General features: G+C 48.2%; 26 protein-coding genes and 1 pseudogene. 12 read left to right on the forward strand and 15 right to left on the reverse strand.

What is annotated here, in order from left to right:
* Position 1 precedes the first annotated feature (1 nt).
* The 3 genes from HMPREF9447_RS08305 to HMPREF9447_RS08315 are packed head-to-tail and all read right to left on the reverse strand — an operon-like array spanning position 2 to position 6,397.
* Positions 2-913 (reverse strand): hypothetical protein, encoded by a 912-nt coding sequence (locus HMPREF9447_RS08305; RefSeq protein ID WP_009129258.1) that lies wholly within the window; start codon positions 911-913, stop codon positions 2-4.
* Positions 897-3,140 carry a hypothetical protein gene (locus tag HMPREF9447_RS08310; protein WP_009129259.1) on the reverse strand — a complete coding sequence of 748 codons (2,244 nt, stop codon included), beginning with the start codon at positions 3,138-3,140 and terminating at the stop codon, positions 897-899. The genes HMPREF9447_RS08305 and HMPREF9447_RS08310 overlap by 17 nt, the downstream gene beginning before the upstream one ends.
* Positions 3,137-6,397 carry a phage tail tape measure protein gene (locus tag HMPREF9447_RS08315; protein WP_009129260.1) on the reverse strand — a complete coding sequence of 1,087 codons (3,261 nt, stop codon included), beginning with the start codon at positions 6,395-6,397 and terminating at the stop codon, positions 3,137-3,139. The genes HMPREF9447_RS08310 and HMPREF9447_RS08315 overlap by 4 nt, the downstream gene beginning before the upstream one ends.
* Before the next feature lie 37 nt (positions 6,398-6,434).
* Between HMPREF9447_RS08315 and HMPREF9447_RS28420 the strand changes: the two genes are divergently transcribed.
* Positions 6,435-6,602: a hypothetical protein gene (locus HMPREF9447_RS28420; protein WP_009129261.1), complete on the forward strand. Its 168-nt coding sequence runs from the start codon at positions 6,435-6,437 to the stop codon at positions 6,600-6,602.
* Positions 6,603-6,613: 11 nt separating this feature from the next.
* Here HMPREF9447_RS28420 and HMPREF9447_RS08320 read toward each other — a convergent pair whose 3' ends face one another.
* From HMPREF9447_RS08320 to HMPREF9447_RS08355, 9 genes and pseudogenes are all read right to left on the reverse strand, one after another.
* Positions 6,614-6,877 carry a hypothetical protein gene (locus HMPREF9447_RS08320; protein ID WP_052315179.1) on the reverse strand — a complete coding sequence of 88 codons (264 nt, stop codon included), beginning with the start codon at positions 6,875-6,877 and terminating at the stop codon, positions 6,614-6,616.
* A gap of 26 nt (positions 6,878-6,903) precedes the next feature.
* Entirely contained in the window at positions 6,904-7,212 is a 309-nt protein-coding gene (locus HMPREF9447_RS08325) for a hypothetical protein (RefSeq protein ID WP_044137919.1), read from the reverse strand.
* 4 nt (positions 7,213-7,216) lie between these two features.
* Positions 7,217-7,681, reverse strand: coding sequence for a phage tail tube protein (locus HMPREF9447_RS08330; protein WP_009129263.1), 465 nt, complete (start codon positions 7,679-7,681; stop codon positions 7,217-7,219).
* Positions 7,682-7,695: 14 nt separating this feature from the next.
* Positions 7,696-8,010 carry a hypothetical protein gene (locus HMPREF9447_RS08335; protein ID WP_244267594.1) on the reverse strand — a complete coding sequence of 105 codons (315 nt, stop codon included), beginning with the start codon at positions 8,008-8,010 and terminating at the stop codon, positions 7,696-7,698.
* Positions 7,970-8,416 (reverse strand): hypothetical protein, encoded by a 447-nt coding sequence (locus HMPREF9447_RS08340; protein ID WP_009129264.1) that lies wholly within the window; start codon positions 8,414-8,416, stop codon positions 7,970-7,972. Before HMPREF9447_RS08340 ends, HMPREF9447_RS08335 begins: the two co-directional genes overlap by 41 nt.
* A gap of 40 nt (positions 8,417-8,456) precedes the next feature.
* Positions 8,457-8,852 carry a hypothetical protein gene (locus HMPREF9447_RS08345; RefSeq protein ID WP_009129265.1) on the reverse strand — a complete coding sequence of 132 codons (396 nt, stop codon included), beginning with the start codon at positions 8,850-8,852 and terminating at the stop codon, positions 8,457-8,459.
* An 11-nt stretch (positions 8,853-8,863) separates the two neighbouring features.
* Positions 8,864-9,811, reverse strand: a pseudogene (locus HMPREF9447_RS08350) (hypothetical protein); the annotation flags it as partial.
* 47 nt (positions 9,812-9,858) lie between these two features.
* Positions 9,859-9,990 carry a hypothetical protein gene (locus HMPREF9447_RS29240; protein WP_262482423.1) on the reverse strand — a complete coding sequence of 44 codons (132 nt, stop codon included), beginning with the start codon at positions 9,988-9,990 and terminating at the stop codon, positions 9,859-9,861.
* 5 nt (positions 9,991-9,995) lie between these two features.
* A complete protein-coding gene (locus HMPREF9447_RS08355; protein WP_009129268.1) occupies positions 9,996-11,027 on the reverse strand; it encodes a head maturation protease, ClpP-related in 1,032 nt (343 codons plus the stop codon).
* A gap of 178 nt (positions 11,028-11,205) precedes the next feature.
* Between HMPREF9447_RS08355 and HMPREF9447_RS08360 the strand changes: the two genes are divergently transcribed.
* Genes HMPREF9447_RS08360 through HMPREF9447_RS08390 form a run of 7 tightly spaced genes read left to right on the forward strand, consistent with a single transcriptional unit; the run spans position 11,206 to position 16,905 of the window.
* A complete protein-coding gene (locus HMPREF9447_RS08360) occupies positions 11,206-11,649 on the forward strand; it encodes a YfeC-like transcriptional regulator (protein ID WP_009129269.1) in 444 nt (147 codons plus the stop codon).
* The gene (locus HMPREF9447_RS08365) at positions 11,646-13,175 is read left to right on the forward strand and encodes a hypothetical protein (protein WP_009129270.1); all 1,530 of its coding nucleotides are present in this window, start codon (positions 11,646-11,648) and stop codon (positions 13,173-13,175) included. The genes HMPREF9447_RS08360 and HMPREF9447_RS08365 overlap by 4 nt, the downstream gene beginning before the upstream one ends.
* A 34-nt stretch (positions 13,176-13,209) precedes the next feature.
* Positions 13,210-13,635, forward strand: a complete 426-nt coding sequence (locus HMPREF9447_RS08370) for a DUF1320 domain-containing protein (RefSeq protein ID WP_009129271.1) — start codon at positions 13,210-13,212, stop codon at positions 13,633-13,635.
* On the forward strand, positions 13,632-14,993 hold the full coding sequence (locus tag HMPREF9447_RS08375; RefSeq protein WP_009129272.1) for a phage portal protein family protein: 1,362 nt from the start codon (positions 13,632-13,634) through the stop codon (positions 14,991-14,993). The genes HMPREF9447_RS08370 and HMPREF9447_RS08375 overlap by 4 nt, the downstream gene beginning before the upstream one ends.
* A 56-nt stretch (positions 14,994-15,049) precedes the next feature.
* Complete coding sequence (locus tag HMPREF9447_RS08380; RefSeq protein ID WP_009129273.1) at positions 15,050-15,862, forward strand: phage head morphogenesis protein; 813 nt, start codon at positions 15,050-15,052, stop codon at positions 15,860-15,862.
* The gene (locus HMPREF9447_RS08385; RefSeq protein WP_009129274.1) at positions 15,859-16,428 is read left to right on the forward strand and encodes a phage virion morphogenesis protein; all 570 of its coding nucleotides are present in this window, start codon (positions 15,859-15,861) and stop codon (positions 16,426-16,428) included. Before HMPREF9447_RS08380 ends, HMPREF9447_RS08385 begins: the two co-directional genes overlap by 4 nt.
* 18 nt (positions 16,429-16,446) lie before the next feature.
* Positions 16,447-16,905, forward strand: coding sequence for a hypothetical protein (locus HMPREF9447_RS08390; RefSeq protein ID WP_009129275.1), 459 nt, complete (start codon positions 16,447-16,449; stop codon positions 16,903-16,905).
* Here the strand turns inward: HMPREF9447_RS08390 and HMPREF9447_RS08395 are convergent.
* Positions 16,887-17,126: a hypothetical protein gene (locus HMPREF9447_RS08395; protein WP_009129276.1), complete on the reverse strand. Its 240-nt coding sequence runs from the start codon at positions 17,124-17,126 to the stop codon at positions 16,887-16,889. The two genes, HMPREF9447_RS08390 and HMPREF9447_RS08395, sit on opposite strands and share 19 nt — an antisense overlap.
* Before the next feature lie 173 nt (positions 17,127-17,299).
* Here HMPREF9447_RS08395 and HMPREF9447_RS08400 point away from each other — a divergent pair, with 173 nt between their 5' ends.
* The 4 genes from HMPREF9447_RS08400 (at position 17,300) to HMPREF9447_RS29245 (ending at position 18,705) form a co-directional block, all read left to right on the forward strand.
* Positions 17,300-17,788 carry an HU family DNA-binding protein gene (locus tag HMPREF9447_RS08400; RefSeq protein ID WP_009129277.1) on the forward strand — a complete coding sequence of 163 codons (489 nt, stop codon included), beginning with the start codon at positions 17,300-17,302 and terminating at the stop codon, positions 17,786-17,788.
* A 121-nt stretch (positions 17,789-17,909) separates the two neighbouring features.
* The gene (locus HMPREF9447_RS08405) at positions 17,910-18,140 is read left to right on the forward strand and encodes a DUF4248 domain-containing protein (RefSeq protein WP_044137923.1); all 231 of its coding nucleotides are present in this window, start codon (positions 17,910-17,912) and stop codon (positions 18,138-18,140) included.
* A gap of 186 nt (positions 18,141-18,326) precedes the next feature.
* Positions 18,327-18,482 carry a hypothetical protein gene (locus HMPREF9447_RS28425; protein ID WP_009129279.1) on the forward strand — a complete coding sequence of 52 codons (156 nt, stop codon included), beginning with the start codon at positions 18,327-18,329 and terminating at the stop codon, positions 18,480-18,482.
* Between the two features lie 88 nt (positions 18,483-18,570).
* Positions 18,571-18,705, forward strand: coding sequence for a hypothetical protein (locus HMPREF9447_RS29245; RefSeq protein WP_009129280.1), 135 nt, complete (start codon positions 18,571-18,573; stop codon positions 18,703-18,705).
* Between the two features lie 87 nt (positions 18,706-18,792).
* Here the strand turns inward: HMPREF9447_RS29245 and HMPREF9447_RS08410 are convergent, their stop codons facing one another.
* On the reverse strand, positions 18,793-19,215 hold the full coding sequence (locus HMPREF9447_RS08410) for a hypothetical protein (RefSeq protein ID WP_009129281.1): 423 nt from the start codon (positions 19,213-19,215) through the stop codon (positions 18,793-18,795).
* Positions 19,216-19,479: 264 nt separating this feature from the next.
* Positions 19,480-20,397, reverse strand: coding sequence for a radical SAM protein (locus HMPREF9447_RS08415; protein ID WP_009129282.1), 918 nt, complete (start codon positions 20,395-20,397; stop codon positions 19,480-19,482).
* Positions 20,398-20,402: the final 5 nt, after the last annotated feature.

A 20,402-nucleotide genomic window follows, 5' to 3' on the forward strand; every position in this document is an offset into this window, starting at 1 on the left:
ATCAAGATATAGTTATAGTTCCGTTATTAGTTACATCGTTCACAATTGCCGACTTGATATACCACACATTATATTTTTTTGCTGTACTTCCATTAGCTCCTTTAACCATTACGGGGTCCGCAGCTTTCAACGTACCATCTCCCGGTATCAGATCGGCAATATATCCTTCTATTTTAATCCTTGAAAGATTAGCACCCTCCGGGAAACAGATTGCAAGAAGCTTCCAGTCGGTAGCCTCGAAGCTATAATTTCCGGCGCCAGTGTAAAGACCACTGTATTTCAATGCCCGTACTTGTTCTGACGTTGTGGGTATTGCACTAACCACTCCTGCAAACCATTTACGGTATACATCCACAGTAAGAGAGTTTTTTAATGTCGTTTCCGGGATTGACTCGTCATCACTCGCCGCATAGACAACAGTAGCCTGATAGGTCTCTGTTTGTGTATAATTACCAGTTAGCTTGCGGACAGCCGTTTGCACGCCATTCGCCTCTGCGGAGAATTCAAGAGGCTTTTTTTCGTCGTTCTCAAAAAATGCCTTTATCATTGCTCCATTTCCGTTCCTGGTTGCAGTGTAGGTCAATTGCCCCTTCGTTGTGCCATATTCCACTTTATTGCCGGTGGACGATTGCCCTTCAAATGTTGCTGGGACAGGCTTAAACAACAACGTTTTGACAAACTGAGTAAATGTCATGCCCATAGGCAACCGTTGTCCGGTTTCGATGTGTCCGGTCTTGGCGGCATTGGACGTTATATTTGTTTCCAGAACCGCACTACCAGTAACACCAGTAGAACCACCACCTCCCAAAACACTAATAACCGTGCCGGAAGAAGACTGCCCGGATTCGCGCAAACGCTTGCTTCTCGCTACGCTTTTCCGTTCTGTTACAACTACGTTATACTGTTTCTTCATACTCTACTCCTTCATAATTATCAGGTTCCACTTCCACCATCTTCATCTCGCTTTCCCCAGCTATTAAGTTTTGTACATCACTCAGTAAGACATAAGTACCCGGTTCGCTGCGATCCGTATAAGTGCTTATGTCTGACAACAGTTTCACAGTACCGGACAGCACATTCATACGGCGATGGTAATTACTGTATATCGTTCCAATCAGCAACTTTTCCAGAGACATTGTCGTATCTTGCCGGGTGAACTCATATACAGGTGCAAGCGTGGAACTCCGCAGTAACACGCCAAGCCCCCTGTCATTGGTTTCTCGGAGACCGCATCCGATTACCGTATTCAGCTCCAGTTTTTCACGCGCCGAACGGTTCAACCAGGATGTATAACTGATGTCTTTCGAATCAATGTTGTTTTTATACCCATCCAGAAGTTCAATTTCCGGCATCTGGTAAAGCAACCAACGGGCATGCCGCTCGTCTTCAGCAGACAGCGGAGAATAATCGTCTTTTAAGCCCAGTGAGCCTACCCCCGCGTCTTTATATATTCCCGACTTGATTTTTATTTCCAGCGTGTGACCGAATAAATTAGGAGGAAGATCCATATACATGGCGCCTGTCTTTGTTGCCGTCATTATATTCTCCAAGTGTATGTCACCTGTCACTCCCATAGTCATTACTGCGTCATGTGTACAACAATCTTTCCAGCCTCCATCCCAGCCTTGCGTTGCATCGCCTGTATTTAAAAAAGAGATTACACACCTCCCGGGCTTTCCTGTAACTTCATTCACACCATAGTCTTCTTTCCACCAATTTCCTCCGCAAGGATTGGTTCCCCAGACATTGACATAAGAATATGCGATTTTTCCATCCCGGTCCAACAAGCGTATTTCCACAGGCACATACAAAGCACGTACATTATTCTGCCAGTATTCATATTCTTCCTTGCTATTATAGGTTCCGGCATCCTTAAACGGGTTGTAGCGTCCATCCAACATTAATGACAGCTTTATTTTCAATGACAAATTGGAACGGTAGTTCATTGATGGCACTGCAATCCCGCAAGTGGTTGGTATCAGTATCTTTATCTTTTTGCTAAAAGTCATCAGATCGGTTCCTATGCCCAAACCGTTTTGCAAGATACAGACACTCTCTTCTTTCGTATCGGTCTGGGCACGCCAGGCAATCCCCAGACTTTCATCTCCGGAAGCCAAGGGATTTATCTTATAAATCCTGGCATTAGCATTTAAGGTAAGCCCAGAAGCGACTTCATTATTCGTATAAAGTCCAAAGCTAAAACTTAAATCCGGTCCGAATAAAGCGTCATAAGTGCTCTCATACACCACTCCGGTGGATTCCTTTGTAAACGATCTGATATCTATGTCCTTTTTAAACAAGTCAGTACGCTCATAAGGGCTGAAACTCACGTCTACATTCTTATATACATTATCCACGCCCAAAACCGCATCTGTTCCCTGCCACTCTATTAATTGAGGTTCAAACACTGTTTGAAAAGCATTCAAATCATACAGATAGAGACCGCCACAACGCTGTAACAATCGCAGAGCGAACGGGCGTAATATTTCATCCAGCACTTCACGTTGCGTCATGGGTTCCTCTTCCTCATCGTAGAAATTATCACTATAAAGACACAGTTCCCTGAAGGTATTGCTGTCTGACGGAATATCAGGCATCGACGTTGAAACGTAACAAGATATGCCTCCGGTCATGTAAGCCGCAGAAAGACGGGCACTTTTTATACAATCTGTCAGCAAGTCTTCCAGCGTGCGGGCGCCTGTTCCTGAAAAGTTGATGCGTTCCAGCATGGCGAAATCGCTGAAGGTCATGCTCACTTCATATTCCTTTTCATAAGAGAAAGGTTCTTCGTATAATTCGGTATCCATGGTACCGCACCAGTACAATACCCCGTTGCGATACACTTCAAGCAGTACACTGCCCACTTCCATGGTATACAGGTCTATATATTGCCGGTCAACTTTGCTCACCACCGTCAGTGTAGCACAACTCGCCTGTACGGGTTCCTGTTTATCCACTTCCTTCCACTCTATCACCAACGGTTTTTCCGCAGGAAAATGGAACTCACCCACCGCAGGATAGGGCATATCTGTTTCCTGCAATAACCGGACTTTCCAACGCACACCGTCACGGCTGAGAAATTCGCCTTGATATCGAAGAGCACGCGTTTCCTGAACGCTTTTCTGTATACCTATTTTCATCTTGTACGACTGTTAAAGTTATCCACTTTATTCAATATTCCCTTCAATGTACGGCCATCGATGACAAACTCTACACGTCCACCACTCATCCCATCGACAGGTTGTATCAGTTGCTTCAGTTTGTTAAGTGGCGCCACCACTTCCGGATTGTTGCTCGCTCCGGCGTATTCGCCGAACAGACCTAATGTGGGACCATAGGCAAGACCGCCATTGGCGAATTTGGGAATGCTGGCCAGTGCTGCCAAGACGCTCGCCACGGCAGCAATAGCTAATACAGGACCTACAATAGGAATGCTCGATACAGCTGCTGCCGCACCAGTAGCTGCCACAGCTGTATTAGTAGTTGCTTGTCCTGCTTGTGTACCAATCAATGCCATGATTTGGGGAATGGCTGTTGCAATGGCCTGCATGCAATTGGCTCCCCATTCCAACCATTGTCCGGCTGCACCTCCTACCGCATTACCCAAAGCCCCCATTGCACCACCCATTGCACTCAGTGATTCAATAGTCGCAGCATTCTTTTGCCGGGCAGTATCCAAGGCGTTATTCCAAGCCTCCATATCCGAAAGAGGCTTATTCATGTCCATTTTCGGAATTTTAAATCCGTCCATCGCACCACCTTTTCCGATGGATGATTTCATAGCATCCTGTATAGGTGATGTGGCAGCTCCTCCTGCCTCCACCGGTTTCAGTGTATAGCGTGCCTCGAAGTTTGCATGTTTCAGGCGTTCCTTGATTTCGGAAATCTGGTCTTCCAATGCAACGATATCGGAAGTGAACGTCAACTGTTTCTCAATCGGAGCTTTTTCTTGCCGCTCCTTCAGTTCACTCAGTTGTTGTTCCAAAGCTTTCAGGCTTCCTGAAGAAATAGCGATATCGTTTTTGGTATCTCCTCCCTTACCGCCGCCGTTCCCCAGCCCCAGTGATTTTCCTAACGCATCCTTGCGTGCTTTCAATTGTTTGTTATATTCCGACAGACGATTGATTTCAGCCGTTTCTGTTGAAGCCAGTGATTTTAGTTTACTTTCTGCTTCTTCGATGGCAGCACCCAACTCGTTATATGACATTTTAGCTATATCCATAGCTTTAGCCACATGGCCTGTGGAGGAACTGCCGCTTCCGACCGCACTGCTTCCGCCATCTGCCGGCAAAACTCCTTTACCGCCGCCGAACATGGTCTGTGCATCCGCTATTTCTTTTTTATAGTCATCGTTTGCCCGGCGTACTTCACGCACCTGCCGATAAATGTATTCGGCGATGGGGCTCATGGTGTGGGAACCGAACTGGTCGCGATAGATGGTATCGGTCTGTTTCATTATCTCCCGTGCTTCCTGCGGGATGTCTTTGCCGCTGCGTACGGCGGCACGTATCTGCGCCCATGCTTTACCGGCCTGGGCGGCGGTAATCTTTCCGGCACCTTCGCCAATGCCGCCGTACAGGCGTTCGCGGATGTTCTTCAGTGCTTCCCCTTCGGTGCCGGCATAGGTTTCGGCTGCGCCGGAGGTGGCTTTCTCCATGGCACGGGCGCGGGCGGTGTTCAGTATGGCTTCGCTCAGCTTGTTGTAGGCTACCTGCGCTGTTTCTACACTGTTGATTTCTACCCCTATTTGTTTCAGGTAAGTACCATATTTTGCGAGGATGTCATTCTTTGCCTTTTGCCATTCTTCCGAACCGGCCTTAGCACGGTTCAGAGGTTCAAACAAAGCATCCAACGACAGGCGCTCTTTGGCTACTTCGGTATTCATCTCACCCAGCGTGTCATTCAGACGCTTCTGTGATTCGGCAGCCTTACCGGAAGATGAGAATATTTTGTATAATCCTACAGCCAATGCGGCTGCGGCAGAAGCAGCTATCAGATACGGACTGGCGGCAATGGCGATATTAAGCAAACGGGCAGCACCAGTCGTACTGCTTATGGCGGCACGAGCCGTCAACACTTGCATCTGGTAGATGTAGAGTGACCGGCGAGCAGTGGTGAGAGAGGTGCTGAAAGCCATAGTAGTGGCAGAGGCTGCTCGGCTGACGAACGTACACTTCAGGATACTGTCCTTCATGACCTTCATTGTCTGGTAAAACCGGATGCCGTTTGTTGTAGCAATACCCATATCTGCCGCTAAAGAGACGAAGGGACCCGCGCTGCTGGCCACACCTCCGGCAAGGTCGGTAAATGAGGCCATCAGGTTACGAAGTCTCTGGTTTGTGGCGTCTCCCGAGCTGTTCATCTCTCCAAATGCCTGCTCTATGGTACCGGTGCTGTCGGCCATTTCTCTGATATTCTGGCTGAACTTCTCTTTTTGCTCTCCCGTCAGTGAAGTAAGCAGGCGCAATGCTTCGGCACTGCCGAAGAGGTTGCCATAGATGGTTTCTTTCAGTTGCCCTGTACGTGCGGAGTATTCTGTGATGGTAGTGTCGAGCGTACGAAGAAAGTTTTCCAGTCCGCCTGCCTGCTTGATGCTGGCGGCATTGAAACTGATTCCCATGGCTTCGGCTGCTTTGCCGGCTTCGCTGCTGGGCTTGATGAGTGATGTAAGTACGGCAGCAAGCTGGGTACTTACTTCGGCGGTATTACCGGTTACGCCGGTTGTGGTGGCAAATACGGCCATCAGTTCGTCAATGCTGATGCCCAATTGAGAAGCACTGCCGCTGACGCGGGGAAGAGCTGCGGCCAGTTGTTCAAACGAGGTCACACCATTTTTGGCTGTTTTCTGTATTTTGTCCTGAATGTCTCCGGCAGTTTCCCACTCCAGACCATAGTTCTTGATAATGGTGGAGGTGACGGTGACAGTCTGCCCCAGGTCAGCAAGGCCACCCACAGCAGCTTTGCTGCTCTGTTCCAGGAAAGCTATCCAATTATCTTCGGGCACACCGTTGGATATGACTTGGTAGAGACCTCCGGCAAGCTCTTCGCGCGCCAGGGGGATGACCATACTCAGTTCTTTCACCTGGGCGGTTAGCTCCCTGAAGCCGGCCTCGTCTTGCCCGGCCATGGTGTTGACTGCACGCATGGATTTGTTGAAGCTGTCATAACGGCCGGCCAATCCTTGAATACCGTTGCTGAGCTGTTCAATGCCGTTGACCAGCATATCCCAGTTCAAATTTTGCATGGCCATCTTCTGTATTTCGTCCGATGCTTCTTTGGCGGTTTGCGTCACACGCTTCACCGCATCGTCAAATGTCTGAGCGTCGACCGTCAGATTATGGAACGTATCTTTACCGTCAGTCGTTATTTTTAACTTAAACTCTACCTCGTTTGCCATTTTTTTTATATCTTTGCATTAAGAAATCATCACTTGCATGAAAAGAGATTTTATCCGTTTTTTAATCGCAGCTATCCTATCTTTCCTGATTTTCTATCAGGGAGAAAATGCATGGTTCATAATCAGGCTCCTTGGAGGATTCTGTTTCTGGATTGCCCTATATTATGGAGGTAAGCTGGTTATGCGTCCTTTAGGAGTCATATAATCTCTGTCTGTTTACTTCAGCCCTGCCCTGTTTTTCAGTTCCTCAAACCTCTCCCTCGTACTTTCCGCCGCCGATACCGTAGCTTTCCGCTCTGCATCCCATTCAAACCTGCACACATCCGTCACCTTCAATGTCTTCTTGCTATACGGCTGCAATACGCAGCACGCCAGGAACCGGGTACGTTCCCAAGGTTCACGCATCTGCGTACGTTCCCAGTTGCGGTATATACTATAAAATTCGTGGGGAGTACAGTGGCAGAAATCCGTCAGACTCATCCCTATACTCCCCACGGCTATACCCGTCAGTTCGTTGATGTCCGCGGGGCTACCTTCTTTTTTTTTGAGTCTCCGGCATCCTGCTGCATGGTTTCTACGAAATCCGTCAGTTTATCCATTTCCAAACCGTCGGCAAACTTGTCGATGTCCAGGTCGAAAGGGATATTGTCTGCATTGCAGGCGCTCGCCACGCAACAGTACAGGAAGACCACCATCAGGCTTACTTCTGTAGTCATCTCGCTTACCTCCATGCCCGTTTCTTGCTTGAAGCGGCGCATAGCCCCCATGGTCATGCGCATGGGGTACTCTTTGTTATATACGGTAATCTTCTTCATCGCGTCAGCCCTCCACAGTTGAACCGTCCACTTTGTCTTCGGTGATAGTCACTGCTCCGGTATTATCAAAAGTCACACTGTAAGTGGTGTCATCTCCTGCCGGGGCGGATTCTTCCAATGAAGAAATAATGAAGTTACCACTCATGTAAGGTGCAGCATCACCGCCACGGGCAAAGCCTTTCAGCTCTACTGTTCCGCCTACTTTCCATTTGGCGAGCAGGTCTTTCATACCGCTCTCCTCTTCGCCGTAAAAGCGGAGTCCTTCACACTTAACCTGGACACTGAGTCCGGTCACGGTCTTTTCCTTGAACAATCCGGCATTAGCAGCCGATTCGGTTGAAACGGGCTTCACCGCACGATCTTTTGTCTCACTATTATAAGTTGTGGTGTGACTGGTACAATGTCCGCACGCCTTGCCGGTAATTGACATCAACAGGTCACTACCGTTTACATATCCTTGTTTTGCCATAATCTCTATATTATTTAAGTACGTTTTAATCGCCGTTTAATTACTATTAGAATAAGGGTGGCAACGGCCAGCCGTCCTATCCATATTTGAAACCATTGCCATCCGGTGGGCTCATGCACCACCTGCGGAGGAGGTTCTTCCACTTCTTCACCTGTTTCGTTGCGGATGCGGGTCAGTTCTTCCGTTAGCGATATCACTTGCCGTGCCAGGCTGTCGCAGGTGGAAGTGATTATCAATGTATCTCCCTTTCCACGCATCACGCTTGCGGTGGCTTGTCCGCTGCTGGCGCTATATCCCGCGCCCTCCGGCAGTGCGGCCAGTTGAGCCATCGGCAACTTCGTCCGCGCTTCGCTGGCCGGAACCGGGAGGAGGGTCAGAACGGATCGCCGGACGTTTTGCAGGCTGTCGTTTAGAAAACGGGTGGTTGTCACCGTCGGCACCGGACTTTTGCAACTCGTTACGGATAGGGCAATCGTTCCAGTGACGACAAGTAGTAGCGCGAGCCACCGTGCGATCAAGTCGGGCGATAGCCCTGTAGAGTTTTCTGTTTTCATTGATAGAATTTAATAGGTCCGAACGGAGGTTCTGAATGTTATCCATGTAGGCAGCATCAATATCTCCACCGTTGCGGGCTTTTGAAAGTCGGCGATTGAAGAACCAACCGACGGCTGTTCCAATTGCTGCACCCAGTCCTGCTGGAAAGAGGCTGCCTAATATCTGCATCAAAAAGTCCATTCGTCTTTTAATTATTAACTATTAATTATTAATTTGCCTGTCAAAGCAGATTCCAGCCTGCGACTACGTCCTCCATGACGGCAGGTTCTCCGTTTTCTACTTGGGAGATGGCGGCTGCAAAAGCGCACATCGTGGCCTTTTCCCTGACGTCAGGAACATGGTTGGTGGGTACTTGCATTTCCGTACATACCCGCCGGATATATCCTGACGTGTTGTTCTCAATAGGTGGTGCCCAACGATTGATGAAGTCGGCAATCGTACGGCATCCGTTTACCCTGCGGTAATTCTGTAGCAGCTTTATCAAAGCCCGATAGCCATAGGCCATAGTTTTGAACTGACAGAATGATTTATCCTGCGAGGGGCGGACCTCCCCCTGCCACAAGGTACGTGACAGGCGGATGTTGCCCGGATTGTTATTTATCAGTCCCCGGCTCATTATCCTTCCACTACCGATTTGAACGCACCGTCAGCACGCCAATCCAGCGCGATGAACTCTTCGCCGAAACCAATCTGTGTATCTGCTTTCATCAGCATTTTGAAGAAGTAGAGTTCACTGGCGTTCGCCCACTTGTCAATCTGGATCACATTTTCGTCATTCTGAAGGTTGACGGCGGCAAACAGGTTGCCGTTCATGCCACTGTCGCAGAGGGTAGCCACAATCAAGCCTTGCGGCCATTGGGTCAGCACCTCGAACGGAATGCCTTTATATCGTTCCTGGTTGATGTCCGTAGGGGCAGCTCCCTTGTTGGCGAGCTGCGTCAATTCGTCATCATACTGGTCAAAGTCTTCCACGCTCATCAAGATGCGCAGGTTCGCATTGTTACGCATAGTCACGGGGATTTGTGTGCGCAGTTCCTTCAGACGTTGCAGCATGGTGGTGCCGACGGTTTTCACTTTCACCACGTCCGGATTCTTGGCGGCTTGCGTCAGGATACCGTTCATAAGGTAAGCGTCATCCGAACCTTCCTTGTATTCGCCGTTGATGTACTGGTAACCCAGTTCGTTTCCCACTTGCTTCAGCAGTTCATCCAGCAACAAGTTCTGGATGTTCGGAGGGAGCTGGCGGAACACAAGGTCGTCCGTAGGCTGGTAAACCCTCCAGATGTGCTCAAAAGCACGGGGGTTGAAGAGGGTGAAAGCCATCATGTCTTTTGGAACAAGCGTCTGTTCGCTGTAGGTAAAGTCACCCTTACTGTCTTCCTTGGTAGGGTCTTCCTTTCGTTTTTGCAACATACTGCCCGTCTTCACACGGGGAATGCTGGTGGAACTGTTGATGCCGGGGATGACCATGATAAGCCCTCTGCCTACCAGTTCGTTGCCGGTAGTGGCGATGGTTAATACATGTTCCTGTACTTCGCCACCATATTTGGTGGTATTCAATCCTAAAAGTGCCATTGTCTTTTAATTCTTTAATTGTTAAATATTAATTTGCGCACCGCGCACTACATTTTAATCTTCTGCCGTCCGCGTATCTGCGGGGCACTGCCTGCACTGCGCACGCTGCTTCCTACATTCTTGCCGAAGTAGGAAGAACCGCCCAGTTTGGCGTTCTTGGGATTTTTCACCGGTACCATACGCATTACTTTTTACGGTTCTCGCGGATTTCACGCTGTCTTTTCTCCCATTCACTTTCACCGCTTTGCGGTTCCGGTTTGCCCAATTTGTCCTTCAGCAGCACCTTTGGTTTTAGTGCTTTCAAGGCGCTCATTCCGTCTGTAAAATTTGCTTTCAGAATGTTCTTGTAGGTGTCCTTCTGGTCGGCACCGATACGTCCATCCGTCACGGCATCCGATACGGTGGCTTCAATCCGTTCTTCCTCCTGCTGTTGCAATTGCTGTTTCAACTCGCTGTTCTCCTTTTCCAGGTCATCGGCTTTGTCGGCTTTCCCGGCTGTTTCGCCAAGCATGGCCATCACCGCCGCCTCGTCGGCACAGTTGGCGAAGCGGGGAATCTTTTTAAAATCTTCCAGTTTCATTTTATCAGGGTTTTGTGGCTGTTGCTCCAGCTCCAGCCGATTAGTAAATATGCGGTATATATCGTCCGTGGTGCTCTCTGCGGGCACGGCTTCCACATCATAGATAGCGTTAATAAGTCCCAGCCCGAGGGCTTCGTCGGCTTTCAGCCAATGGTCCGTGCCGTCGAAATAGGCACTCTTCACCTCTTCCTTGTCCTTGCCACAGCGTTCGCTGATGATTTCGGCAATGGTGTCTTCAAGGCTTTCGATGGTGGATATCATGTCCTGCAAGTCCTTCTTGTTGCCGTAGCAACCGCCGGAGACATTGTGCAGCATCATGCGGGCATACCGGCTCATTTCCACACGCCGACCACACAAGGCTATGACACCGGCTATGCTGGCGGCGATGCCGTCAATATAGATAGTGACATTGCTCTTGCATTGGCGGATGGCGTTGAAGATGGCAATGCCGGGATAAACATCGCCGCCAATGGAATTGATGCGGATATTCAGGTTCTCATAGGCGCCATCCAGGTACATCAGTTCGTTCACGATGTCCCGGCTGGCTATCTTGCCCTCGCCACCTTCGTCACTGATTTCTCCGTAGAGCAGCAGGCAGGCGGTCTGTTCGTTCAGTATGGATTTAAAAACAGTCATGCGGTTTCTTGCTTTATTTGCCGCAAAGCTATGTCTATAAGGATAGCCACACAAAAAAGTGTGTAACCCTTACGGACAAGTGTATAGAGGCTGTGCCGTTCTTGGTAAGCACTCCGCGATTTTTTCCCGGTCACACACGGGATGATGAACTTTGCGTAAATTCTAATTACTGATAGTTATGGCAGATTTAACCACGCAACAGAAAAAAGACTACGCCCGTACGCTCTATTTGAAAGATAACCTGACGCAACAGGAAATAGCGGACAAAGTAGGTGTAGCCCGCAAAACCGTTAACCGCTGGATTGCTGCGGAGAAATGGGAAGAGATGAAGGTGGGCATGACGCTGACTCGCGAACAACAGGTAGCCAGCCTGCACCGGCAGGTGGCGGAAATCAACCGCGTCATCAGTGAACGCCCGGAAGGCCAGCGCTATGCCACGGCTGCCGAGGCAGACACCCTGAACAAACTGGCAACAGCCATTAAAAAAATGGAAACGGATATCGGTATTGCGGATATCATTAGCGTAGGCATGAAGTTCATCAACTGGCTGCGCCCGTTCGACCTGGATAAAAGCAAAGAGTTTCTTCGTTTGTGGGACGCTTTTATAAAGGATAGCTTATGACACAGACACAGAAAGACAGGGACGCGCTCCGCGAATGGGCGGTGTTCTATGAAGCCGGACTTCGCCGCCAGAATTCGGACGTGAACCTGACGCAGGCGCAGATAGCAAAAGACCGTGCACGCTTGGAAGCCGATCCGATAGAATGGATAAAGTTCTTCTTTTCGGATTACTGCAAGTTCGAGTTTGCTGACTTCCATATAAAGGCCATTCGCCGTTGTATTAAGCACGAGGAATGGTTTGAGGTACTTTCGTGGGCACGTGGTTTGGCAAAGAGCACAACGGTAATGTTCATCATCATGTACCTGGCACTCACAAAAAAGAAGTTCAACGTGATGATGGCTTCTGCCACGCAGGACAGTGCCACACGCCTGCTCGACCCATACAAGAAGCAATTCGAGGAAAATGCCTTAATACGTGCCTATTACGGAGTTCAGGTCAACCTGGGTAACTGGTGTGCCGAGGAATTCATAGCCAAATGTGGCTGCTCGTTTCGTGCCGTGGGGGCGGGTAATGCGCCCCGTGGTAGCAGGAACGGCGCCATTCGTCCGGACGTGTTGCTAGTGGATGACTTCGACACGGACGAAGCCGTGCGCAATCCGGACACTATAGACAAGAACTGGAGATGGTGGGAAAGTGCATTGTACGGAACACGTGATACGGCGGTTAAGACACTTGTCATATTCTGCGGCAACATCATTGCACGTGATTGTTGTGTAGTACGTGCCGGGCAGATGGCAAAGCACTGGGATATAGTGAACATACGCGATGAAAACGGGCATAGCACTTGGCCCTCAAAGAATACGGAGGAACTTATTGATATCGCTTTAAGTAATATCAGCACCGCCGCCCAGCAGACGGAATATTTCAATAACCCGGTGACGGAAGGGGAAGTCTTCAAGGAACTGACCTACGGCAAAGTACCTGACCTGAAGAAATTTCAGTTTCTCGTGATTTACGGAGACCCTGCCCCCGGTGAAAGCAAGAATAAAAACAGCAGCACAAAAAGCTGTATCCTCATGGGATTAATCGGGCAGAAAGTTTATGTCATTAATGTTCGCCTGGATCATGGTCTGAATGCTGACTTCATTGATTGGTATGTGCAGTTGCTGGAGTATGTGGGCGGCAAAGTACCCGTGTATTGCTACATGGAAAACAACAAGTTGCAAGACCCATTCTTCCAACAGGTATTCAAGCCTCTGGTAGGCAAAGTACGCCGCGAACGAAATATCCAGCTGTATATCCAGCCCGACGAAGCCCGCAAAACGGATAAAGGCACCCGCATAGAAGCCAACCTCGAACCACTGAACCGGGAAGGCAATCTTATCCTCAACGAAGCCGAGAAAAACAATCCGCACATGAAGCGTCTGGACGACCAGTTCCGGCTCTTCACCCTGCGTCTGAAATTCCCCGCCGACGGGCCGGACTGTGTGGAAGGCGGCCTGCGTATCCTGAAAAAGAAAGTACAACAACTGGAACCGGTGACCGTGATGCACTACAATGCTCGCCGGAACCCTAAACGACTGTGACAAGCAAATTAATAATTAAAAATTAATAATTAAAATGAGCCAGTTTATTCAATCCGAAGATTACGACGCCAGCATTCACAGCGAGATACTGGGCAGGCTGACCCGTGACGACGATGCCGTTGTCGAAATCTGTGAAGACCGTGCCATCGCCGAGATGCGCGGATATCTCAGTGCCCGATACGATGTGGACGCTATATTCTCTGCCGAAGGCAAAGAGCGAAACCAGCTTATCCTGATGATGGCGATAGATATTGCCGTATATCACCTGTTCTGCATCCACAATCCGCAGAAGATGTCGCAGATACGTAAAGACCGCTACGACAGGGCGGTGGAATGGCTGAAACAAGTAGCGGCTTTCAAGGTCACCATAGACGGCGCACCGAAACTGCCGGAAGATATACAGAAGCAAAACAGCCCCTGGCTGATGAGTAGTAACCCTAAACGCACCAATCACTTATGAGTATATTCAGTAAGTTCCCTTCATTCAGGAACAAAGCCTCCAAAGGCAAGCAGCGTATCACCGAAGGCAGCAATGTTACCCGTCCGGGTGCAACCATCATACTGACCCAGGCCCAACGTTTCGGCATCGGACTGGACGATTACATGCAAGGCATCCGGAGCATGGAGAACGTAGACTTCACCCAGCGTGTTAAAATCTACGACATCTACAGCGAGAGTCTGATGGACCCGCACCTGTTCTCAGTGGTGCAGAAACGAAAAAGCGGCGTACTGGGCCGCAAGATTGAATTCAGGCGTAACGGCATACCCGACGACAAGGTGAACGAACAGATTTCCTCACCCTGGTTCCTCCGCTTCCTCGGCGACGCACTGGATGCCGAATACTGGGGTTTCACGTTGGTACAGTTCTATATCAATAAGAAAGGTTGGATAGATTATTATCTCGTACCCCGCAAACATGTAGACCCTGTGCTGCGCATTATCAAAACCCGTCAGAACGACATTAACGGCGAAAACTTTGATGAATATCCCGACCTGTTGATGATACAGGGCAAGGAGCCGCTGGGTATCCTGGCACGCACTGCGCCCTACGTCATCTACAAGCGTGGCACCATAGGAGACTGGGCGCAATTCTCTGAGATATTCGGTATGCCGGTACGTAAATACATCTACGATGCTGCCGACCCGGAAGCACTGACTGCCACGATGGACGCTGCCAGGAATCAAGGAGGCGGCTCCACCTATTTCTGCCCTGAAGGTTCCAACCTGGACTTTGTGGAAACCGGAAACACAACCGGAAGCAGTGAATTATACAGCACTTTCGTAGACCGTTGCAACGCAGAATTGAGCAAGGCCGTACTGGGCAACACCCTTACCACCGAAGCCAGCGAAACAGGTACGCAAGCACTGGGCACCGTACATAATAAAGTAGAACAGGAGCTTGTAGAACAAGACGCACTCGGCATCCTGAACTTGCTGAACTATGACATGACCGACCAGTTCGCAGCATTGGGTGTAAACACCCAAGGGGGAGAATTCGTCTATGTGGAAGAAGCGGACCTGGAACAGGTAAAGGTAAAAGCGGAACTGCTGGAGAAAGCCGTCAATGTATTCAACCTTCCGCTGGATGACGACTACCTGTACGAACAACTGAACATCGAACGTCCTGACAACTACGAGCAACTGAAGGCGGAAATGGAAGAGAAAAAGAAAGCGGATAATCCATTCGCTCAAATGATGCAATCTTCTACCGGTAAGGATGTTCCATTTGACAAAGGCAAGGACCCGCAGCAACCTCAGAACCGTGCCAACTCTTTTTTCGCGGACGCCCCGCACAACAACGGGGCTTTAGACTGGTAGTCAACAATCTCTATTATGAAAACCAGCAGCTCCCTGATCCGGATGAGATTGATTACATGTCCGGTACCGCCACACCCTTGCAATGCAAAGCCGACGACAATGACAGCATCTCCGCCCTCATCTTTGATGACAAAGCCCTGCAACGAGCCTTGAAGCACATCTATGAGAAAGATTTCCACCCCATGACGGAGATTGAAGAAAACCTTTTCAACGAGACTTTCCGCATTTTCAGCGAAGCCACCGACGAAGGTATCAGCACATCATCCGCCGAAATCCCCGTAGAGTTCCGCCGGAAGATAGACCAGAGCAACGCCGTCTTCTCCGCTTTCAAGGTGCATCGCATGCAGAACGATATCGCCACCCGGATGTATGATTCAAACGGTGATTTAAAACCGTTTAAACAGTGGAAAGAAGACGTGCACCCGATGCTGGACCACCACGTGGGGCACTGGCTGAAAACAGAATACGACACCGCCGTCATCCGTGCACGCCAGGCGGCCGACTGGCAACGTTTCGAGCAATACGCCGACATCCTGCCAAATCTGGAATGGATGCCCAGCACCAGTGCCAATCCCGGCCTTGACCACATCGATTTCTGGGGAACCATTCTGCCGATAAACCACCCCTTCTGGAGTGTCCACCGCCCGGGTGACCGCTGGAACTGCAAATGTTCCCTCTCCGCCACCGACGAACCGCCCACAGGGGCACCGCAAAGAAGTACCGCCCCGAAAGACCAACCAGCGCCGGGACTGGATAATAATCCGGGAGTGGACGGCAAACTGTTCAGTGATACACATCCGTATATAGCCAATGCGTATGAGGATGCAAAGGACGCAGTGAAACTGTTTTTTAAAGATAAGAAGCCATGAACATTCAGGAATTTAACCGTATCATCTTGAAAAAGCAGAAGCAACTGTCCGACCTGATGCACCGCAAGATGCCCGTACTGGCAGGCAACCTCGCCAAACGGCATATAGAAGAAGACTTCCGTAAGGGCGGATTCACCCACAACGGATTCCACAAATGGCAGGAAACCAAGAGGCAGAAAAGCGGAGGAAAGGGTGCCGGTTCCCGATATGGCCCGCTGCTCTCTGGCAGGAAATATCTTTCCGGAAGCATTGAATATGCACCGGGAGATGCGCAAGTCACTGTCTTCACCCGGGTTCCTTATGCGGCAATACACAACCGGGGCGGCGTATTGCATCCCTCTGTCACACCAAAGATGAGAAAATTCGCCTGGGCACAGCATTATCGGGAAGCCGGAAAAGACAAGAAGAAAGATACCTTTTGGAAACGCCTGGCGTTAACGAAGAAGGAGAAACTCACCGTCACCATCCCGCAACGCCAGTTCATGCCCGCCACGCCCGGACCTGAGCTCACAAAGAAAGTAAGTGGCAAGTTTGAACAGGAAATAGGAAAGATTATCAATTCATAAATCAATAATTAAACGAATATGGAACAACTATTTAACGACATCCAGAAGCAAATCGCCGAAAAAATGGGCGACACCGTCTCCCTCACCGACGAAGACTACGGCCAATTGGAAGCGCTCATCAACGGCGAAGACCAGTATCCGGTAACTTTCCCTTGTGTCCTTATCAGTATCCCCGAAACCATCTGGGAGAACCTGAAGGGTAATCTCCAGCATGGCAAGACCACCGTCACCGTCCGCCTTGCCTTCGACTGTTACGACGACACCCACTACGGCAGCACCCAGGAACAGCATGCCGCCGAACGCATGCATCTGGCCGCACGCCTGAACAGAGCGTTGCACGGATGGCAGTTCGATGGCTGCGCCACCGTATTAGTACGCCGTGCCAGCCGCCAGTTCTCTCTGCCGGGTGGCATCAAAGTCTACGAAATGGAATATACGACTACCGAAGCCGATGAAAGTCAGAACAACGAAAGTTGACGCTTCAGGTCTTCCTGTTGCCGGATGACGCGCGGATCGGCCGAGGCGTTGATAATGTTATAGAAAGTCTTTTCGCAGATGGGATATACGGGCCAGATGTACCGGCGAAGTATCTCCCGGTTGCTGAGTCCGCTGCGCTCATGCTCTTCATAAATGCGGAGTATTTCGCCAACCTTATGCGCATAACTCCGACCTACTATTTTTATTCGATTCTTTTTCATACCCCTGAAAACTGATTGATTACCCTGATACAAAAGTAATCGTAATAACATATTAATGCAACAAATAACATCAAAAAGCGTGTACTACCACAGCGGATAACGAGTTTACACCACCTTTGCCCCCGTCTTTTTCGCGAAACGACGCAGTAATTTTAATTTTAAATTCACGAAGTATGAGTGTAAACTATTCCCTGGCTCACATGAGCTCCAAACCGGGCGACGATGCCGCCCCGAAACTATTCTACGCCAAGGCACAAGCCAGCGGCGAAGTCACCATGGACGAAATGGCGGAGGAAATCTCCTATGCCACTTCATTGACGGACGGTGATGTGCTGAATGCCATCCGCGCCCTGATTAAACAGGTGAACAAAAATCTGGCGGCGGGCAAGATTGTCCGTCTGGAAACTTTCGGCAGTTTCCAGATACAGCTATGTAGCGAAGGTGCCGAAACGGTGAAAGGCTTTACCGCCTCCAACATCACCGGTGCCACCATCCAGTTCCGACCGGGCAAACCCATCAAGGCGGCGACCCGTGCGGGCGACGGAGGGCTGACGTTTAAACGCGTCGCCAAGAAAGGCGAAGCGCCGTTGCCTGCCGATCCGGACGACAATGGTGGTTCGGGCAGTGGAGAGGGCGGTCTGGAAGAAGACCCGCTGGGCTAAAAAACTACCTATAGGTAGTTAGCCCTCTACCCAGTAGTAGTGAATGAACCACCCGGTAGTAGTTATAAAATTACTACCGGGTATTTTTTTTGACCATTAAAAGAAGAAAGGAAAATGCACAATGAATGAAGAAAAGAAACATCCCGGAGTAATCTACCTGAGCGACCTGGCACAGCAATACTTTCCGGACAGTACGCCGCGAAGTGCGGTGAGCCAGTTGCACCGCTGGATTGCGCTGAATACGGAACTGACCAGACGGCTGGAAGAACTTTATTATAAACCTCGGCAAAGGGCGTTGACACCGCTGCAACATGAGGCGGTGATTGATTGCCTGGGAGAGCCGGGGGAATGACCGGATCGTTTTCCTGATGCCGGGAAGACGATAAGGAGATATTCATAAGACACACCCCAATACAAAAGCCACTGTACAACCACTGTACAGCGGCTTTTGCCATTCATTACTTATGTTAATTCAAGAGCAAACGTTGTTTCACTTAACATGATTATTTATCTTTATGTAAATAAATAACAAACTATTATGGAAAATTTGGATTTTATAGCTTCAGTAAGTGCCATCATTGGGGGAATAGATGCTCTAATAAATATTCTCAAAATCATATATAATCGCTTTCGCTCAAAAAAAAAACACTACCGTGTTAAAATCCCCAAAAATAAACAACTTTTTCACCCATAAAAAATACTAATAAAAACGGGACACATTTTTATTTTGACATTAATAATATTAGTATATTTGTCAATCATAAACTTAAAAAAAATATATTATGGCAACAAATGAACAAAAAGAGAGAAATGGTTCAAATCCTGAACCAAATCCGAAACCTATTCCTCAACCCAAACCTACTAAACCACTTCTTCCTGACACTCAACCTAAACCAGGGAAACCTCTCAATGATTAAAAAATAAGGCATTCCATGATGGAATGCCTTATTTTTTAATCACCGCTATTCATTATTACTTAATTTCTTTTTTAAGTTGCTTTCTGCCTATTCAATACATACAGATAATTTTTTAAATTCTTCTGAATCTATTGAGATAGCGTCTCCATTCATTATATATTTATCAGCTTCAATCACATATATTTTCCGCAAATTGGTTATTTCTCTAATGTAATCAAAGTATGTCTCTATCTGGTATTTTATTGATGATACTTTGGTGTTTTTCTTAGGAGTCATTACATAAATCAATATTCCGAAGTTGCTTCCTGTCAGGAAATGAGCTGCTTTTAGCATACCTCCAATAAATGTTTTTCTACTTGTTGCGTTTTCCGATTCCAATATTATATATTCATTGTCTCTTTTGAGCACATAATCTGGACGATATCCACTCTCTGCATCTTCTCCCTGCAAGAAAACATCATATCCCTTGCATTCATGTTTTAGTAATTTAAAATCTTGATCGCTGATCATAATTCGTTCAATTCGTAAATAATTCCCAAATGTAACAATTAATTCTAAGTTAGCACATTTATGATTAATTTTTTTATTTGTTATAAGGGTTTATACTTTCTAATTATCTCGCCTTTGACAAATTCATACTTATGACTTATCCAATCGCTAATTCTATCAAATAGGTAAGTGATGAAAATGATAGGAAGCACGGGTATAGTGCAGATTAAATATATAGAAAACAGTATATGATATTTATATCTTTTCTTCATGTCTTCATAGTTATTAATAAAAATACTCACTACAAACAAACCCTTTTCGCGGGGTAAAGTCTCTAAATTCACAACTTCTAAAAATCCACTTCTTATCAGCCCATCCGGCTAAATCCTTTTGCCATTGAGGGACAATTTGATGCGGATTATTTAAATCCCGGTAAGGCTGGCAATGTGGCAAGAACCGCCCGCCTTTTATTCTCCAATGATTGACACGCTCGAATGATTCTTTAAAGTCATTCAATAGAATACAATAAAAGAAGTATTCGCCCTTATAACCATGCTTATCAATCAAAGCCGTAGCCCGTTCACATTCTGCGATTTGTCCCGGTGTATCACAACCGAATCGTATGCGCTTTATCCATTTCACCTTTGCAAGCAACAGGGCTATATCATCCGTTACCAGCCGGGCGTCTAATCCCTGATTAAAGTCAACCCGCACGCCCATGGAGATTATTTTTTCAATCTGCTGTAACCCGTACTCGGATGCAAGTACGTTGTTATCCATCAGGATAATGTTTTTTCTTCCGTCGATGGCTACCTCTTCAATGTCCATGTAAGGAGCAATTGGTCCTTCCTTTTTTGGAACCACACACCATTTACATTTATTGGGGCATCCACGAGTGAGAAAGCCGTAAGCCGTCTTGTCATCAAGATTGTAAAGCGAATAGTCGGGCTGTAACCGGTCTATCTCAATAGGGAGTGTTTTATCTACATCGATGCCGGTTCCTCCTGTCTCCAGTTCGTCAGTATTGATGTAATATCCGTAATTAGAAGTGAAGCTAAATACTTTGGCAGCATAGACTTTATTGTAATGGCACAACGGATTATACCATTCCACATTGTCATCTCTTTCCTTATGATAGCTACTTATCTTCATTAATGCCAGATTAGGATAATTGCTGTCAACTGCTAATATTCCAATGTTCATTTCTT

The sequence above is a fragment of the Bacteroides oleiciplenus YIT 12058 genome (assembly GCF_000315485.1).
GTDB classification, from domain to species: Bacteria; Bacteroidota; Bacteroidia; order Bacteroidales; family Bacteroidaceae; genus Bacteroides; species Bacteroides oleiciplenus.

Coding starts and splice junctions, on each gene's coding strand:
- HMPREF9447_RS28420 (WP_009129261.1), top strand. CDS start 6,435: ATGAAAAGAGATTTTATCCGTTTTTTAATCGCAGCTATCCTATCTTTC.
- HMPREF9447_RS08360 (WP_009129269.1), top strand. CDS start 11,206: ATGGCAGATTTAACCACGCAACAGAAAAAAGACTACGCCCGTACGCTC.
- HMPREF9447_RS08395 (WP_009129276.1), bottom strand. CDS start 17,126: ATGAAAAAGAATCGAATAAAAATAGTAGGTCGGAGTTATGCGCATAAG.
- HMPREF9447_RS08355 (WP_009129268.1), bottom strand. CDS start 11,027: ATGACTGTTTTTAAATCCATACTGAACGAACAGACCGCCTGCCTGCTG.
- HMPREF9447_RS08320 (WP_052315179.1), bottom strand. CDS start 6,877: ATGAGTCTGACGGATTTCTGCCACTGTACTCCCCACGAATTTTATAGT.
- HMPREF9447_RS08325 (WP_044137919.1), bottom strand. CDS start 7,212: ATGAAGAAGATTACCGTATATAACAAAGAGTACCCCATGCGCATGACC.
- HMPREF9447_RS08385 (WP_009129274.1), top strand. CDS start 15,859: ATGAACATTCAGGAATTTAACCGTATCATCTTGAAAAAGCAGAAGCAA.
- HMPREF9447_RS08365 (WP_009129270.1), top strand. CDS start 11,646: ATGACACAGACACAGAAAGACAGGGACGCGCTCCGCGAATGGGCGGTG.
- HMPREF9447_RS28425 (WP_009129279.1), top strand. CDS start 18,327: ATGGAAAATTTGGATTTTATAGCTTCAGTAAGTGCCATCATTGGGGGA.
- HMPREF9447_RS08330 (WP_009129263.1), bottom strand. CDS start 7,681: ATGGCAAAACAAGGATATGTAAACGGTAGTGACCTGTTGATGTCAATT.
- HMPREF9447_RS08305 (WP_009129258.1), bottom strand. CDS start 913: ATGAAGAAACAGTATAACGTAGTTGTAACAGAACGGAAAAGCGTAGCG.
- HMPREF9447_RS29245 (WP_009129280.1), top strand. CDS start 18,571: ATGGCAACAAATGAACAAAAAGAGAGAAATGGTTCAAATCCTGAACCA.
- HMPREF9447_RS08340 (WP_009129264.1), bottom strand. CDS start 8,416: ATGGACTTTTTGATGCAGATATTAGGCAGCCTCTTTCCAGCAGGACTG.
- HMPREF9447_RS08315 (WP_009129260.1), bottom strand. CDS start 6,397: ATGGCAAACGAGGTAGAGTTTAAGTTAAAAATAACGACTGACGGTAAA.
- HMPREF9447_RS08405 (WP_044137923.1), top strand. CDS start 17,910: ATGAATGAAGAAAAGAAACATCCCGGAGTAATCTACCTGAGCGACCTG.
- HMPREF9447_RS08375 (WP_009129272.1), top strand. CDS start 13,632: ATGAGTATATTCAGTAAGTTCCCTTCATTCAGGAACAAAGCCTCCAAA.
- HMPREF9447_RS08380 (WP_009129273.1), top strand. CDS start 15,050: ATGTCCGGTACCGCCACACCCTTGCAATGCAAAGCCGACGACAATGAC.
- HMPREF9447_RS08400 (WP_009129277.1), top strand. CDS start 17,300: ATGAGTGTAAACTATTCCCTGGCTCACATGAGCTCCAAACCGGGCGAC.
- HMPREF9447_RS08370 (WP_009129271.1), top strand. CDS start 13,210: ATGAGCCAGTTTATTCAATCCGAAGATTACGACGCCAGCATTCACAGC.
- HMPREF9447_RS08415 (WP_009129282.1), bottom strand. CDS start 20,397: ATGAACATTGGAATATTAGCAGTTGACAGCAATTATCCTAATCTGGCA.
- HMPREF9447_RS08390 (WP_009129275.1), top strand. CDS start 16,447: ATGGAACAACTATTTAACGACATCCAGAAGCAAATCGCCGAAAAAATG.
- HMPREF9447_RS08410 (WP_009129281.1), bottom strand. CDS start 19,215: ATGATCAGCGATCAAGATTTTAAATTACTAAAACATGAATGCAAGGGA.
- HMPREF9447_RS08345 (WP_009129265.1), bottom strand. CDS start 8,852: ATGAGCCGGGGACTGATAAATAACAATCCGGGCAACATCCGCCTGTCA.
- HMPREF9447_RS08335 (WP_244267594.1), bottom strand. CDS start 8,010: ATGGCTCAACTGGCCGCACTGCCGGAGGGCGCGGGATATAGCGCCAGC.
- HMPREF9447_RS08310 (WP_009129259.1), bottom strand. CDS start 3,140: ATGAAAATAGGTATACAGAAAAGCGTTCAGGAAACGCGTGCTCTTCGA.
- HMPREF9447_RS29240 (WP_262482423.1), bottom strand. CDS start 9,990: ATGGTACCGGTGAAAAATCCCAAGAACGCCAAACTGGGCGGTTCTTCC.